The organism is Parasphingorhabdus sp. (assembly GCF_036963705.1).
Taxonomy (GTDB): domain Bacteria; phylum Pseudomonadota; class Alphaproteobacteria; order Sphingomonadales; family Sphingomonadaceae; genus Parasphingorhabdus.
The window spans coordinates 57,511-73,026 of the sequence record NZ_JBALUT010000010.1 but is presented as its reverse complement, the minus strand read 5'-3'; the positions used below and the strand labels follow the sequence as shown (position 1 = coordinate 73,026).

Annotated in this window: 16 protein-coding genes and 1 pseudogene; 8 read left to right on the top strand and 9 right to left on the bottom strand. The window is 56.7% G+C overall.

What is annotated here, in order from left to right; translation table 11 throughout:
• From V7680_RS04145 to purB, 5 genes are all read right to left on the bottom strand, one after another.
• On the bottom strand, window positions 1–545 hold a 545-nt coding region (locus V7680_RS04145), incomplete at its 3' end, for a pyridoxal-phosphate dependent enzyme (protein WP_335652024.1).
• A gap of 87 nt (window positions 546–632) precedes the next feature.
• The gene (locus tag V7680_RS04140) at window positions 633–1,277 is read right to left on the bottom strand and encodes a phosphoribosylanthranilate isomerase (protein ID WP_335652023.1); all 645 of its coding nucleotides are present in this window, start codon (window positions 1,275–1,277) and stop codon (window positions 633–635) included.
• A 117-nt stretch (window positions 1,278–1,394) separates the two neighbouring features.
• Window positions 1,395–2,069 (bottom strand): orotidine-5'-phosphate decarboxylase, encoded by a 675-nt coding sequence (gene pyrF / locus V7680_RS04135; RefSeq protein WP_335652022.1) that lies wholly within the window; start codon window positions 2,067–2,069, stop codon window positions 1,395–1,397.
• Window positions 2,066–2,410, bottom strand: a complete 345-nt coding sequence (locus V7680_RS04130) for a LapA family protein (RefSeq protein WP_335652021.1) — start codon at window positions 2,408–2,410, stop codon at window positions 2,066–2,068. Before V7680_RS04130 ends, pyrF begins: the two co-directional genes overlap by 4 nt.
• 84 nt (window positions 2,411–2,494) lie before the next feature.
• Window positions 2,495–3,796, bottom strand: coding sequence for an adenylosuccinate lyase (gene purB, locus V7680_RS04125; protein WP_335652020.1), 1,302 nt, complete (start codon window positions 3,794–3,796; stop codon window positions 2,495–2,497).
• Window positions 3,797–3,910: 114 nt separating this feature from the next.
• On the opposite strand from purB, the gene V7680_RS04120 reads away from it, so the two are divergent.
• Entirely contained in the window at window positions 3,911–5,011 is a 1,101-nt protein-coding gene (locus V7680_RS04120) for a 6-phosphofructokinase (protein ID WP_335652019.1), read from the top strand.
• A gap of 17 nt (window positions 5,012–5,028) precedes the next feature.
• Here V7680_RS04120 and radC read toward each other — a convergent pair whose 3' ends face one another.
• A complete protein-coding gene (gene radC, locus V7680_RS04115) occupies window positions 5,029–5,733 on the bottom strand; it encodes a RadC family protein (protein ID WP_335652018.1) in 705 nt (234 codons plus the stop codon).
• A gap of 150 nt (window positions 5,734–5,883) precedes the next feature.
• Here radC and V7680_RS04110 point away from each other — a divergent pair, with 150 nt between their 5' ends.
• From V7680_RS04110 to V7680_RS04100, 3 genes are read left to right on the top strand one after another with little or no spacing between them, the layout of a single operon-like run.
• Window positions 5,884–9,027, top strand: coding sequence for a YdbH domain-containing protein (locus tag V7680_RS04110; RefSeq protein WP_335652017.1), 3,144 nt, complete (start codon window positions 5,884–5,886; stop codon window positions 9,025–9,027).
• The gene (locus tag V7680_RS04105) at window positions 9,020–9,295 is read left to right on the top strand and encodes a YnbE family lipoprotein (protein WP_335652016.1); all 276 of its coding nucleotides are present in this window, start codon (window positions 9,020–9,022) and stop codon (window positions 9,293–9,295) included. The genes V7680_RS04110 and V7680_RS04105 overlap by 8 nt, the downstream gene beginning before the upstream one ends.
• Window positions 9,295–9,690 carry a YdbL family protein gene (locus tag V7680_RS04100; RefSeq protein WP_442954965.1) on the top strand — a complete coding sequence of 132 codons (396 nt, stop codon included), beginning with the start codon at window positions 9,295–9,297 and terminating at the stop codon, window positions 9,688–9,690. The genes V7680_RS04105 and V7680_RS04100 overlap by 1 nt, the downstream gene beginning before the upstream one ends.
• A 38-nt stretch (window positions 9,691–9,728) precedes the next feature.
• On the opposite strand, the gene V7680_RS04095 is transcribed toward V7680_RS04100, so the two are convergent.
• Genes V7680_RS04095 through V7680_RS04085 form a run of 3 tightly spaced genes read right to left on the bottom strand, consistent with a single transcriptional unit; the run spans window position 9,729 to window position 13,137 of the window.
• The gene (locus tag V7680_RS04095) at window positions 9,729–11,117 is read right to left on the bottom strand and encodes a mechanosensitive ion channel family protein (protein ID WP_335652015.1); all 1,389 of its coding nucleotides are present in this window, start codon (window positions 11,115–11,117) and stop codon (window positions 9,729–9,731) included.
• Window positions 11,118–11,121: 4 nt separating this feature from the next.
• Window positions 11,122–12,138: a zinc transporter ZntB gene (locus tag V7680_RS04090; protein ID WP_335652014.1), complete on the bottom strand. Its 1,017-nt coding sequence runs from the start codon at window positions 12,136–12,138 to the stop codon at window positions 11,122–11,124.
• A 30-nt stretch (window positions 12,139–12,168) separates the two neighbouring features.
• Window positions 12,169–13,137 carry a cation diffusion facilitator family transporter gene (locus tag V7680_RS04085; RefSeq protein ID WP_335652013.1) on the bottom strand — a complete coding sequence of 323 codons (969 nt, stop codon included), beginning with the start codon at window positions 13,135–13,137 and terminating at the stop codon, window positions 12,169–12,171.
• A 305-nt stretch (window positions 13,138–13,442) separates the two neighbouring features.
• On the opposite strand from V7680_RS04085, the gene V7680_RS04080 reads away from it, so the two are divergent.
• From V7680_RS04080 to V7680_RS04065, 4 genes and pseudogenes are all read left to right on the top strand, one after another.
• Window positions 13,443–13,793: an AtpZ/AtpI family protein gene (locus V7680_RS04080; protein ID WP_335652012.1), complete on the top strand. Its 351-nt coding sequence runs from the start codon at window positions 13,443–13,445 to the stop codon at window positions 13,791–13,793.
• Window positions 13,794–13,838: 45 nt separating this feature from the next.
• Window positions 13,839–14,591: a F0F1 ATP synthase subunit A gene (locus V7680_RS04075; protein WP_335652029.1), complete on the top strand. Its 753-nt coding sequence runs from the start codon at window positions 13,839–13,841 to the stop codon at window positions 14,589–14,591.
• A gap of 41 nt (window positions 14,592–14,632) precedes the next feature.
• Window positions 14,633–14,851, top strand: a pseudogene (locus V7680_RS04070) (F0F1 ATP synthase subunit C); the annotation flags it as partial.
• Between the two features lie 174 nt (window positions 14,852–15,025).
• Complete coding sequence (locus V7680_RS04065) at window positions 15,026–15,511, top strand: F0F1 ATP synthase subunit B family protein (RefSeq protein ID WP_335652011.1); 486 nt, start codon at window positions 15,026–15,028, stop codon at window positions 15,509–15,511.
• Window positions 15,512–15,516: the final 5 nt, after the last annotated feature.

Sequence of the window (15,516 nt, the reverse complement as noted above, 5' to 3'; positions counted from 1 at the left end):
GCTGCGCCGCTGGTCACCGGCACGACTTTCGCGCCAAGCAATTTCATACGGAAAAGATTGGGCTTCTGCCGAGCAACATCGGTTGCGCCCATGAAGATGGTACAGGGCAGGCCAAAGCGGGCGCAGACGGTGGCGGTGGCCACGCCATGTTGACCAGCCCCGGTTTCGGCGATGATCCGGGTCTTGCCCATGCGCATGGCGAGCAAAATCTGGCCGATGCAATTGTTGATCTTGTGCGCGCCGGTATGGTTGAGCTCATCCCGCTTGAACCAGATTTGCGCGCCTTTTCCTTCGGGTGCATCCTTGCGGACCTCTTCGGTCAGGCTCTCGGCATAATAGAGCGGGGACGGGCGACCGACATAATTTTGCAGCAGATCATCAAATTGCTCGGCAAAGGCCGGGTCTGCTTGCGCTGCGCGATAGTGTTTTTCCAGATCGAGGACCAGCGGCATCAAAGTCTCGGCGACATAGCGTCCGCCAAATTGACCAAAATGGCCGCGGTCATCCGGCATGTTGCGGAAGCTGTTGGGAGGTGTGTCGTTCATGGGTTCGAAATTTCCGTTCGCATCGAGCGAAGTCGAGATGCATCTGTGATCAGCCTGTGTCTCGACTACGCTCGACACCAGCGGATGCTATCCGGCTTCATCATATTCCCGAACTGCTTGGCAAAAGGCGGCGATTCTGTCCACTTGTTTGACGCCGGGCGCGGATTCGACGCCGGAGGATACGTCGACCAGCGGTGCGTGGGTGGCGTTCAGGGCTTCGGTGACATTGTCCGGATCAAGCCCGCCCGCGAGGCCCCAGTCGAGTTGATGGTCATGACCGGCGAGCAAGGACCAGTCAAAGGAGGTGCCGGTGCCGCCGGGCAAAGCCTTGGCCGGAGCATCGAAAAGCAACCGGTCAGCAGCGCCAACATAGCGGCTGGATTTCGCCAGCGTCGGCCGGTCCTTCACGCCCAGCGCTTTCCAGATTTCCAGTCCGCTTTTGTCTGCGACCAGCTTCAGCCAGTCCGGCGTTTCGCTGCCGTGAAACTGGATGACGTCCGGTTTGACGTCGCCGATTGCCTTGCCGGTAAGCTTCGGGTCAGCATTGACGAGAAGGAGCACTGTTTTGATCCGGCTGGCGGCATAGTTGCGGAGCTCGGCCGCGCGTTCCAGCGACACATGGCGCGGGCTTTTTTCAAAATGGACGAGGCCGATATAGTCGGCGCCGGCTTCGATGGCTGCGTCGATGGAGGCTTCGGTGGACAGGCCGCAGATTTTGATTTTGGTTTTCATGGGCAGCCTGTTAGCGCGCCAATTGTTATTCGTCATCCTGAACTTGTTTCAGGACTTCTCGAGCCAATGCGCAATCTGACGGGGTCCCGAAACAAGTTCAGGATGACAAGCAATAGCTTAAAGCGTCGCCTCGATCGCACGCGCGGCAGCGTTGGGATCTTCCGCTCCGGTAATCGGCCGGCCAATCACCAATATGCTTGCGCCATTGTTGCGCGCTTGCTGCGGGGTCACCGAGCGTTTCTGGTCGGCCATCGCGCCGCCTTTGGGGCGCAGGCCGGGGACGACGAAAAAGCCGTCTTTCCAGATCTTGTGCGCTGCGCCTACTTCGTTGCCGGAACAGACGATACCGTCCAGCCCGGCTTCGCGGGCGAGATCGGCGAGCCGTTCGACCTGATCATGCGGCGTACCGGCATAGCCGATACTACCCATGTCATTCTCGTCGAGAGAGGTCAGCAATGTGACGCCGACCACCTTGGTATGCTCGTTTGCAGCCGCTTTGGCATCTTCCATCATCGCGCGGCCACCCGATGCGTGTACTGTCACGATCGCCGGTTCCAGCATGTTGATCGCCTGCATCGCCTTGGCAACGGTATTGGGAATATCGTGAAGCTTGAGATCGAGAAAGATCGGCAGGTCGAGCTTCTGAATCTCGTGTACGCCATGATGACCATGGGCACAGAAAAATTCCAGCCCGAGCTTCAGGCCGCCGACATGGCCTTTGACCGATTTTGCAATCGCGATCGCCTGTTCGAGATCGGGCGTATCGAGCGCGACGAATATGGGGTTGCTCATAAGCCGGTCACTTTGTCGCCATCAACCGATGACACAGCCGGGGCCGGTTCAGCTGTTGGCGTTGGAGTCGGTGCGCGGCTGGGCGCCGATGGCGGAGGAACGACCGGTCTCGCTGCATCTTCCAGCGTCTTGATCCTGCGCTGCAGACGCCATTTGGAACCTCTTAGAAGCAACCAGGTCGGCAGGAAACCAAGCAGGAAGGCGCCGACGACAAAGGTCGAGACCCGAGCCTCGATAACCGCGGCGACCATGTCGAGCGAAGCTCGCGCTTCATTGGTCCACCAGAAAATGAAGGTCGCCACCAGCAGGAGAACCCAGAACAGGATTTTGATAAATTGCATGACTCACCTTTTTTCGTTCTGAAACTATCCTAGTCCCAAAACAGGCAGGTGACCAGAAGCTATGCAATTGTTGCGAAAACGGATCTACTTTCCGAAGACGCGATCGAAAATCGTGTCGACATGTTTGAAATGATAATCGAGGTTGAACCGTTCCTCGAGCTCTTTGTCGGACAGTTTCGCGCTGACGTCCGGATCGGCCTTGAGGAGATCGAGCAAGGCGATTTCTCCGTCCGATTCCCAGACCTTCATCGCGTTGCGCTGGACGATGCGATAGCTGTCCTCGCGGCTGATGCCCGCTTGCGTCAGCGCCAGCAAGACCCGTTGCGAGTGGACAAGGCCGCCCATGCGGTCGAGATTCTTCTGCATCCGTTCGGGATAGATCAGCAACTTGTCGATCACGCCGGTCAGTCGCACCAGCGAAAAGTCGAGGGTGATTGTTGCGTCCGGTCCGATCATCCGTTCGACCGAACTGTGCGAAATATCGCGTTCGTGCCACAGGGCGACATTTTCCATCGCGGGCAGGGCGTAGCTGCGGACCATACGGGCGAGGCCGGTGAGATTCTCGGTCAGGATCGGGTTGCGCTTGTGCGGCATCGCGCTCGAACCCTTTTGGCCCGGCGAGAAATATTCTTCGGCCTCGAGCACTTCGGTGCGCTGCAGATGGCGGATTTCGACCGCAAGTCTTTCGACCGAAGAGGCGATCACACCGAGCGTGGCGAAAAATTGTGCATGACGATCGCGCGGGATCACCTGGGTGGAGATCGGTTCCACGGTGAGGCCGAGTTTCTCGGCGACATGTTCTTCTACCTTGGGGTCGATATTGGCAAAGGTTCCGACCGCGCCGGAAATGGCGCAGGTCGCGATTTCCTTGCGGGCAGCGACCAGCCGTTCGCGGTTGCGTTCGAATTCGGCATAGGCTTGGGCCAGTTTCAGACCAAAGGTTACCGGCTCGCCATGGATGCCGTGGCTGCGGCCGATGGTCGGGGTAAACTTATGCTCATAGGCCCGCTTCTTGATCGCTGCGAGCAACGCATCGATATCCGCCAGCAATATGTCGGAAGCGCGCGCCAGTTGGACCGCGAGGCAGGTGTCGAGAACATCGCTCGAGGTCATGCCCTGATGCATGAAGCGTGATTCTTCGCCGACATTTTCCGCCACATTGGTCAGGAAGGCGATGACATCATGCTTCACTTCGCGTTCGATTTCGTCGATCCGCGCGACGTCAAACTTGCCCTTGGCCCAGATTGCCGCTGCCGCTTCTTTTGGTACGACGCCAAGTTCAGCCAGGGCGTCGGTGGCATGGGCTTCGATTTCGAACCAGATCTGGAATTTCGATTCAGGCTCCCAAAGGGCAACCATTTCGGGGCGGGAATAGCGCGGGATCATTTTTTGTTCCTTGGACAAAGAGCAGCTTTGCGGCAATGAGGTGCCACGATTTGCGGCCCCGCTAGCACCAACCAAATGAGTCGGCAATGGAGCGGCGGAAACAGGGAGAATAAAATGCGACTGGCAGTGCTCACCGGCGGCGGCGATGTTCCGGGCCTCAATCCGTGCATCCAGTCGATTGCGACTTTGGCCTGGCAGCGCGGCTGGGATGTGGTCGGGTTGCGCCGGGGCTGGGAAGGGGTGCTGGAGATTGATCCTGCGGATCCCTGGGCGAACGAGAATAGCGTGATGATGCTCGACAAGGACCGGGTGCGCGGCATTGACCGGCAGGGCGGGACGATATTGCACAGCTCCCGCTGTGACCCGCGGGTGACTGATAAGGGAGACCAGACGCAGAAGGTAGTCGATGTGCTCGACGCGCTGAAGGTCGATGTCCTGATCACGATGGGCGGGGACGGTACGCTGCGTTTCTCGGCCTATCTGTCTGGTCTGGGTCGCAACGTTATTTCGATTCCCAAGACGATGGACAATGATGTCTATGGTACCGATTATTGTATCGGTTTCTCGACTGCCGTCACCCGCTCGGTGCAGGCGATCAACTCGCTGCGGACCACGGCGGCTAGCCACGAACGTATCGCGGTTATTGAATTATTCGGGCGGCGATCGGGAGAGACCGCCTTGCTCTCCGGCTTTTTATCGCAGGCCGACCGGACGGTGATTGCCGAAGTGCCGGCAGATATGGATGTCCTTCTGCCCCTGCTGCTGGAAGACAAAGAGGCCAATCCTGAATCCTATGCGATGTGTCTGGTGTCGGAAGGGGCCAAACTTTCCGGGGGGACCGATTATGCCGACGAGATCAACAAGTCGAACACCAGCCGCGATGGCCTGAATATCGGGACCCAGCTGGCGCGAGAGATCGAAGCGCGCAGCGGCCAGAGGACCATCGTCCAGGAACTGGCCTATCTGATGCGCGCCGGGGAGCCAGACGCGATGGATCGTATGGTCGGCTTTGCCTTTGGCGCCTTGGCAGTGCAGCTGATCGAGCAGGGCCGGATGGCTGAAATGGTCTGTCTCACCGATGGCAATTACGGGACGGTGCCGATCGGTACTTTGCTGGAGCAGAGCAAAGGGGTCAATGTTTCGGGCCTCTATGATGCCAACCAATATCGGGCGAGTCTGATACAGGTCGAAGGCATGCCGATGTTCCTTTATTGAGCGTTGCGCCGCTCCCGCTAGATCAATCCCTGCGACCGGAAGGATGTATGGCCGTCCTTGCCGATGATGATATGGTCATGAACCGCGATGCCAAGGGTCCGCGCCGCCTCGCAGATATCCTTGGTGATCGCGATATCCTGCCGGCTCGGGCTGCTGTCGCCGCTCGGATGGTTGTGCACCAATATGATTGCCGCCGAGCCAAGGGCCAGCGCGCGCTTGATGACTTCGCGGGTATAGATCGCTGCCTGATCGATTGATCCTTCGCTGACCAGTTCATCGCGGAGCAGCTGATTCTTGCTGTTGAGGTGCAGAACCCGCACCCGCTCGTGACTGAGATGCGCCATATCGGCCCGCAGATAGTCGAGCAACGCCTGCCAGCTTGCGAGGACCGGTTGCTGGCGCACCGGTTCGGAAATCAAGCGTAACGCCGCCATCTGGACCACCTTCAGCGCGGCAACGCTAGTCTCCCCCATGCCCGGAAAATTCCCTAGAGCATCAGCATCGGCTACCAAAAGACAGGAAAAGCTGCCAAATTCGTCGATCAACTGTTTGGCAAGTGGCTTTGTGTCGCGGCGAGGAATGGCCAGCGCGAGCAGATATTCGACCAGTTCATGATCGTGCAGCCCGTCTGCCTGACCGGTCAATATGCGCCTACGAAGCCGGGCACGATGACCGCTGCGCTGCATTGGCGAACCTGTCTGGATTTCATGTCCTTCGGCCATGGGTTTCTTATAATCAGAACAAATAAAGAACATATTCGATAAGCTGAAAATCGGCCGAATATGTCCAATGACCAAAATAAGGAGCAAAAACTGGTCTGATCAGACACTTGTACATTGCAACTTAAGGCAGACTTATGCATTTCACGCGCAATGGAAGAAGAAATCGCAAATGACCCCGTCGGTCGCCGCTCCCGGTTTCGACTGTTCGGCGGGATATTGCTTGTTCTGATTCTACTCGCTCTGGTTGTATTGTGGATCAGCCGAACGACATTGGCCGACAATGTTATCCAGTCCGAGCTGGACCAGATGAATGTCAAAGCCAGTTACGAGATCGACGATATCGGGCTTCGCAAGCAGGTCATTCGCAATCTTGTGATCGGCGATCCGGAAAATCCGGACATGACCGCCGAACTGGTTGAGGTCGGCAATTCTCTGTCCATAGGCGGTGTAGGTATCAACTGGGTCCGGGCGAGTGGCGTGAAGCTTTTCGGCCGGCTGGACAATGGCAAGCTCAGCTTTGGCGAACTCGACAAATTTACCGATCCTGAAGACGATGGCCCATTGGCGCTGCCGGATATGTGGTTGGGCCTGACCGATGCCAAACTTCGCATCGACAGCGATTACGGGGTCATCGGGCTGGCGTTGAACGGGCAGGGTGAGCTGCACGATGGCTTTAGCGGAGAGATCGCCGCGATAAGCCAGAACCTGGACGCTGGTGGCTGCAGCCTCAGTAAGCCCACTTTTTTTGGCGAGGTCGCGATTCGCGGCAAGAAACCACATCTGCAAGGTCCGCTTCGGCTGCCGGCGGTTACCTGCAACAATCTCGATCTGGCCGCGGAAGATTTTGCTGCGCGGGTCTCTATAGACCTTGGCGAGGATCTGGCCAGCTGGTCGGGCAATATCGGCCTGATTGGCGGACCGCTTCGCTACGCAGATTATTCCGGTCAGGAAATCAAGGCCACGGTGAATTTGGCGGGTGATTTCAAGCAGAGCAAAGGCGACGTGGACCTGACCGCCAGCGGGTTGAAATCTCCATATGGCCGCGCCAACGTTTCGCGCATCGAGGGGCCATTTGCGTTTGGCTATGGCGCCGGGCCGATGACAGCGAGCTTCACCGGACAGCCGGAAATTCGCGGTGTCCAGGTGGCGCAAAACCTGCTGCGGCAGGCGGGCAGCCTCTCAACATCAACGGCGGGAACGCCGGTCGGTCCGATCGCGGACAGGCTTGCGAAAGCGGTTCAGCAGGCCGGCAACGGAATGGATATATCCAGCGACATCAAATTTTCCAAGGGGGCCGCGCGGACCACGCTTGCTCTCAACGCACTTGAAGCCAAATCGCGGTCCGGTGCCAAGCTGACGCTGAGCGATCCATTGCTGCTTGCCTTTACCGACAAGAATATACGGATGCTGGCCGACGGGAATGTCAGACTGGCAGGCGGCGGATTTCCCGATGCCAAATTTGTCCTCGACGACGGCAGCCTTTCCCGTGGCTTCTCCGGACGGCTCGAAATGGCGGCTTATCAAGCCGGTTTGGCGCAGTTGAAAATACCTGCGCTGGCTTTTTCGCCGACCCGTCAGGGCGGGACCAATATTGACGGACGAATAATGCTGACCGGACCGCTGGGTGACGGTCAGATCACTGGCCTGCAAGTGCCGATCAGCGGCTATGTCGGGCAAAATGGTAATTTCGCGTTGTTCCGCCAATGTATCAACGTACAATTTGCCAGTCTGCGCACCGCATCCTTGCGCGCCGGACCGACCAGCGCGCGATTATGTCCGCAGGGCAATGCGATCGTCAGCGGCAGCCGGTCTGGCGTGAATATCGCCGCCAATGCGCCTTCGCTCAGTCTGAAAGGCGCTATGGGCAACACGCCATTGTCGATCTCGAGCGGCATGCTCACATTCTCTATGGCCAACGGTCTCAAGGCACAGAATGTCGGGGTCCGGTTGGGAACTGCGGACAGTATGACCCGCCTCGATATGGCGGTGCTCAGCGCTGCGTTCGGGCGCAACCTTTCCGGCCGGATCGAAGGTGCGTCCGGCAAAGTTGCCAATGTTCCTCTATTGATGGAAAATATCGCAGGGGACTGGCGTTATGAAGATGGCAAGTTTCTGGCCGATGCCAGCCTGCTGGTCCGCGACGAGCAGCAGGTCGAGCGCTTCCGGCCATTGATCAGCAACGACGTCAAACTGGGCTTTGATGGCAGTGACCTCACGGCTACAGGATGGCTCCGCGAGCCGGAAAGCCTGATCGCGGTGGCGGCGGTCGATATTGGCCACGGTCTGGCCAATAACAAGGGAAGGGCGCTGATCGACATTCCCTCGCTGACGTTCAACAAACAACTGCAGCCGGAGCAGCTGACCCCACTGACCCTGGGTGTCATCGCCAATGTCGAAGGCGAAATATCGGGTGCTGGTCGGATCAGGTGGGATAATTCCGAAGACGGGATCAAGAGTAGCGGCACTTTCCGTACCAATGGCATGAATCTGGCGGCGGCCTTTGGTCCGGTTACCGGCCTCGCTGGCGAGATCACATTTTCCGATCTGCTCGCGCTCGAGACCGGTCCGGGCCAGACCGTAAATCTGTCGGAGGTCAATCCCGGTGTCGCCGTGTTCAACGGCCAAATTCGCTATCGCCTGCTCCCGGATTTCAAGGTCCAGGTCGAGGGCGGTGAATGGCCGTTCGCGGGCGGCAAACTATATCTCGAGCCGACCATATTGGATCTCAGCGAAGAAGCCCAACGGCGGTTGCAGTTTACCGTGGAAGGCATTGATGCCGCCCAGTTTCTCTCCCAGTTCGATTTCGAGAATATGACCGCCACGGGCGTGTTTGACGGCAAGTTGCCGATGGTTTTTGATCAGGACGGCGGCCGGATTGTCGGGGGCTACCTAGTAGCGCGCGAAGGCGGCGGAACGGTCGCCTATGTCGGGGAATTGACCTATGAAGATATGGGCACGATGGCCAATTTCGCTTTCAATGCCCTGAAATCGATCAAATATCGCAATCTCACCATCGGCATGGATGGTGACATTGCCGGCGAGATTATCACCGAAGTGAAATTCGACGGGTTGCAGCAAGGCGAAGACGCGAGCCGGAATTTCATCACCAAACAGCTCGCTCGCATTCCGATCCAGTTTAACGTCCGGATTCAGGCGCCCTTCATGCAGTTGATGAGCAGCGCCAAATCTTATTATGAGCCGGAAATATTAGTCGGGCAGAATCTGCCTGCTTTGCTGCGGGCGCAAGAAGCCCGGGCAAAGGCAGCGGTGAAGGTCCTGGAAGAAGATGAATAGTCCATTCAGCGAGGGGAAAGCGATGATGCTTTATCAGACAAGTCAATTGACGGATCGACCATATGATGCGATTCGACACAAGATGAGGAGTTTAACCGCCGCCGGCCTGGTTCTTGGGGCAATGACAGGGCTTTCCGCTTGTGTGCAGGTTTCTGCACCGGACAAGCCGATTGTCATCAACCTCAATATCAATATCAAGCAGGAAGTGGTGTATCGCCTGGACGGCGATGCAAAAGATTTAATCAACGAGGAAGCGGATATTTTCTGATGTTTGAATATGTAAAGAAAAACAAGGCTTTGGCTGTATTTGGTGGGCTGGCTTTGACAGCCGTTGTCGCCGTTCCGGTCATGGCGCAACGCGACCCTGCCTATGAAACTGCTCGGTCATCGGGAGCCATTGGCGAGAAGCCGGATGGCTATCTTGGCTATGTGTCTCCGCCTTCGCCCGCAATCAAGGCGCTAGTCGAGGATATCAATATCAAGCGCAAGGCGGCCTATACCCGCAAAGCTCAGGAAACCAATTCGACGGTGGAGCAATTTGCCTTTACCTCGGGCTGCAACCTGATCATGCGGACGGTCATCGGCGAGAAATACCAGACGCCGACCGGCAACTGGAATACGCGGGACAACTCCGATCCGGTAAGGGATTCGCGCTGCCTTTGATTTAGATCAAAATTAAAAACAACGGGAAGGCGCGTCGGCTAGGCTGGCGCGCCTTTTTCTTCGTCCAGTGATCCACTGACAATATGCAGGTCGCGCTGCGGGAATGGGATCGCAATGCCATATTTGGCCAGAGCCGTTTCAATTTCCCAGCAATAGGTTGCGTGGACGCGGCCCGGCTTCTTGGTCGCTTCGTCGGTCAGCCAGACGATCAGTTCGAAATCGAGACTGCTGTCACCAAAGCCGACCAGCCAGACATCGGGCTTGCGGTTCTTGACGCCTTTCAGCGTGAACTCGACATTGTCCGCCGCTTCCAATATCGCCTTTCTGACCAGATCCTTGTCGGTGCCATATGCGACGCCAACCGGGACGTGCATCCGGCGTTTGGCTTCGCGCAACGTCCAGTTGATCACCCGCTTGTTGATGAATTCCGAATTGGGGATCAGCATGTCGATATTGTCGTTGGTGGTGATCAGCGTGCTGCGGACATTGATTTCCCGAACTTCGCCGGTGATACCGCCCTCGAGATCGACAAAATCCCCGACTTTCAGGGTTTTCTCGAGAATGATGATGATACCGGCAACGAAATTGGAGAAAATCGACTGTAGGCCGAAACCGATGCCGACACCCAGCGCGCCGCTGAACACCGCAAAGGCGGTCAGATCGATGCCGACCATATTGAGCGCGATGAAAATGGCGACGCCGATCATCAATATGCGGATCAACTGGCCAAACAGGCCGCGCACCGAAGGTGTCATCCGCTCGGACTTGCTGAGCCGCGCCTCGATAAGCCGGGAGAAGAAGGAAGCGCCCCAGACCAGAGCGATGGCGATCACCAGCACCTTGAATATATCGAGCAGGGAAAGGTCATCGCCGAGCGGCAGTGAAAGGCTGTCGATAAAATCGACCAGCGGGGCAAACAGGCGAACGACCACAAGCAGCGCGCCAACCACCGTCAAGATGATCGTGGTCCAGCGCCACAGCGGGTCGCTGCTGGTCAGGGCAAAGGTGCGGATGATCAATATCGACACCAGCGCGGCGCCGACGATCCGCATATAGTCGACCGGAATGCCGCGTCCGACAAAGCCCGAGATTATCAGCCAGATGATGACCGATGATATCAGGGGAAAGAGCAGGGTGGCCGATACCGCTTCATATTTTCCACCGCGGAAGGTTTCTGCCAGATCGGCAAAAAAACCACCGGTTGCGGCTTTCAAAATACGGGTAAAAACGAAACCGAGAAACAGAGCTGCGACGATCCCGGCGACTTGCAACCAGATAGTGCCGGAAAGCAATTCGGCTTGCATCCGCAGAAAGAAAGAGGAAAAAAATGCGTCAATGTCGCGAAACCCTGCACCAATGTCCTGAATCGATGGGACATTGGTTATATCGGGGATTGCCGTCTTGGCGGTTGATGCGTTCGCGGTCATATTTTCAAATCCATTGCAGTCGTCTCAGTACGTAGATCTCGGCGACCATCAAAATCGACATGATCGCACAGGTCAGCCAGAAAGCCAGATCGCTATCGACCCCGGGCATGCCACCGACATTGATACCCAGCAATCCGGTCAGAAAGCTGAGCGGCAAGAAAATCGCCGCGACAATCGACAATGCGTACATCGTACGGTTCATCGACTCCGCCATCTTGTTTGCCAGTTCATCGAGCACCACAATCGCCCGGTCACGCGCGGCGTCGAGATCCTCGAGATAGCGCATCGTCCGGTCGGCGGTTTCCCGCAAGCTCATGCGGTGGCTCGGGTCGAGCCAGTCCGGTGCATCATATTGCAAATTGGCCAGAGCCTCCCTTTGCGGGGACAGGTAGCGGCGCAAAGCGACCGTGTCCTGGCGCGATTCGGCTATTTTGGAACGCAATTTCGTAGGCGGTTGGCTATCCACCTGGGCCTCCAAGGCATCAAGCCTGTCTTCCAGTTCGATGATCACGTCGTTTATCTTGAGCGACATCCGTTCGGAAAGGGCAACAAACAGATCAGGCGTGGTCGCCACGCCATGGCCGCCGTCAATTATATCCGACAAGACATCGCGCGGCGTCATCATCCTCTCGTAACGGACCGTGATAATCCGGGTCGGCTCCACCCACATCCGCAGAGCCACCATATCTTCCGGCTCGGCGCCTTCGTTGAGATTGACCCCGCGCAGGATGACCAGCAGGCCGTCATCGACCCGCAGGCTTCGCGGTCGCGATTCCTTCGCCAGCAAAGCGCCGACGACCGGTGCGGGAATGCCGGATTTCTCGCGCAGCCAGGTTTCTGCCCGGTCGGATACATTGTCGAGATGGAGCCAGAGCGGCGCATTTGCGGTGTCGGTTGCTTCGATCTCCGCCCAATTGCAAAGCTTTCCGCCACCTTTGCCGTCCAATATACAGCCAAACAATAGCCCGTCTTCGGGTTCAATGTCATGAACACGGGATTTTATCACGGGTGCATTTGTCATTATTTGCTCCTGCTCTCTAACTGTCCCTTGTTATTTTCCATCCGGAGGCGGCTGCGAACTCATTTCTCCTGCGGCAATCGCGGTAGCGTGATGCTGGCGCCAGCTTTGCGCTTCGATGAATATCCGTTTGACCTCCGGAAACTGGCTTTTTATCCTCTTTTCAAAATCGGTGATCGCCTGTTCGACCTTGTCGGCGGTTAGATTGTCGTCAAAATCCACGCTAGCCGCCAGCAAGATATCCTCCGGACCCATGTGCATGGTCAATATTTCGTTCAGGCCAGTGATCCGCTTGTCATCCGAAACCACGGCGCGGATACCGGCAACGACTTCCGGCGAAGCGCCTTCGCCGATCAAAAGCCCCTTGCTCTCATGGGCCAGCAGCAGCGCGACAAAGGCAAGCACGACCCCGATGCAAATCGAGGCGATGCCGTCGAGTATCGGCATATCGAAATATTGTGAGGCAAATATGCCGACAAAGGCGATGATCAGGCCCATCATCGCGGCGCTGTCTTCAAACAGGATCGTGAAAACGGTCGGGTCCTTGGAATTGCGCACGGCCGCATACCATGTCTGGTTCCCGCGTGTCCGCCTGAATTCCCGAAACGCGACCCACCATGCCGCGCCTTCAAACACCATCGCGAGGGCGAGGACGGCATAAGACCATATCGGCGATTGCACCGGATGGGGATTGTAAAGGCTTTGGACGCCTTCGTAGATCGAAATGCCCGAACCGACCGCGAAGATCAAAATGGCGACGACGAAGGTCCAGAAATATAATTCCATCCCGTAACCGAAGGGATGTTTCTCGTCTGGCTCCTGCGCGGCGCGTTTCAGACCGAACAGCAACAACAACTGGTTGCCGCTATCGACAACCGAATGGACGCCCTCGCTGAACATCGCCGAACTGCCGGTGACCGAAGCTGCAACAAATTTGGAAACGGCGATCAGGCTATTGCCCGCCAAAGCTGCATAAATAACCGTCTTTGAACCTGAAGCCATATGAACCGCGGCCCCCTGCCGCTAGGAAATACCCTTCACGACAAACCACCGCGCGTCAAGAAAATGGGCAGTGTTCCAGATGACCCGCAAGACTGGGCCGGAGTTCGCCGCAGAAGCGCTTCCGCTACCAAAACTTCCCGGGTGCGCGGCACGAAAATCCTCGTATAAACTAGCTAATTTCCGCATTGCAGCATTGCTGTTGACTTGGGCACGTTGCTTTCCTAAACGGGCCGCGCCTTGGCGGGTCGGCCTGCTGTTATCTATGGCTCTTTTCGGCGCTCTTCGGGGCATTTGAAAGGGTCATAATGGCAGCAAGCGAATCTGATCGGGATCCCCTCGAAGAGGATGTGCGGGTTTCATCGCTGGAAGAGCGACTGGAAACGGCACAGACTAGAGAGCGGATCAAAGCGGGGCACCGAAACAAAGGGCCAGACGAAAGTCAACGGCTCGGCGCAAGGGTGCTAAGCTATTTGATCGGAGGCGTGGCTGCTGGTTTTTTCCTTGGGTGGCTGTTTGACACCTGGTTGGGAACGGCGCCAATGTTCCTGTTGCTATTCTTCTTCCTCGGAACGGGAGTAGCCTTCAGGAAAATTTATATGATTTCGAGCCCCCCGGCGGATAAGACCGGGACGGCGATAGCAGATGATGATGATTGACGATCAGGGGTTAGATTAGTGGCTACAGAAGGCAAAATTGATCCTATGCACCAGTTTGAAGTGCAGCCCATCTTTGATGGCTTCACTTTATTCGGACAGCAGATCAGTTTCACGAACAGTGCGCTTTGGATGTTCCTCGTCCTTGGGCTTCTCTATGTGTTCATGATGGGCGGAATGCGGCGCGAGCTGGTTCCCGGCCGCTGGCAGATCATGGTTGAAGGCGTTGTCGGCTTTGTCGACAATATCGTCGCCACCAGCATTGGCCCCAATGGCAAGAAATATACGCCCTGGGTGTTCACCTTGTTCATGTTCATCTTGTTTTCCAATCTGCTCGGCATGATGCCCTTCGGTATCGTTCCCGGTATCCATCCTTTCACCGTCACCAGCCAGTTCACCGTCACCGGCCTGCTGGCAGCGATCAGCTTTTCGATCGTGTTGATCGTCGGCTTCTGGAAGCATGGCTTCAAGTTTTTCGGCCTGTTCATCCCGCATGGCACGCCGCTTCCGATGATCCCGCTGATCTTCATGGTCGAGCTATTGTCCTTCCTCGTTCGCCCGTTCAGCCTCGCGCTGCGGCTGTTCGTTGCGATGATTGCCGGTCATATCCTGATCAAGGTGTTTGCGAATTTCGTCATTCAGGCGATTGACGCGGGCGGAGCCAGTTGGGGTATTGCGGTTCTCAGCATCGTTTTCATTGCCTTTGTCAGCGCGCTGGAACTTCTGGTTTGCGCTATTCAAGCCTATGTTTTCGCACTTCTCACATCGTTGTACATCAACGATGCGGAAAATCTTCACTAAGTCACTTTCAATCCCAAGTTTTATAATACGGAGTTAAAATAATGGATCTCTCTTCTGCACAAGTTATCGGCGCTGGCCTGGCTGCAATCGGCGTTGGCGCCGCTGCTACCGGTGTTGGTAATGTTTTCGGTTCCTTCCTCGAAGGCGCTTTGCGTAACCCATCTGCGGCTGACGGCCAGCAGGGACGTCTGTTCATCGGCTTTGCTGCTGCTGAATTGCTCGGCCTGATCGCTTTTGCTGTCGCCATGATCATTCTCTACGCACCGCCAGCTGTTACAACAGCAGAAGTCGTTGCTGTAGAAGCCGCTGCTGTCGATGCGCCAGTAGCAGTTGAAGCACCGGCAGAAGCAGCAGCAGAATAATCTGCTATATGCGTTGGCCGGGTTTTACTCGGCCATATTGTCGGTTTTGCGTCTTGAATTTACAGGTGAATAATGCCTCAAATTAGTCAGCTTATGGAAGTCTATGGTAGTCAGTTTTTCTGGCTGCTGATCGTGATCGGAATCATCTATTTTGGCATTGCCAGAAGCATGGTGCCCAAGATCAGCAAAACGGTCGATGACCGCCAGAAGCGGATTACGGACGATCTTGCTGCAGCCCAGGCTGCGCAAGACAAGGCCGAGCAGATTGAGGCCGATTATCGCACCAGTATAAATGATGCGCGGGCCGACGCCGTGAATAATGTCAACGAAGCGAAGGCCGCAGCGGCAAAGAAGAACGAAGCTGCGGTCAAGCGGGCTGATGCCGGCTTTGCGAAAAAAGCGGACGAAGCGGATGCCGCTTTGAAAGCCGCCAAGACTTCGGCGCTCAAGGAAATCGAAACCGTGGCCGCCGAAGCCGCTCAGGCGATTGTCGCGACGGTTTCCGGTGCCAAGGTTTCGGCAGCCGATGCAAAGAAGGCGGTCAAGGCCGCTTTCTGAGCGCC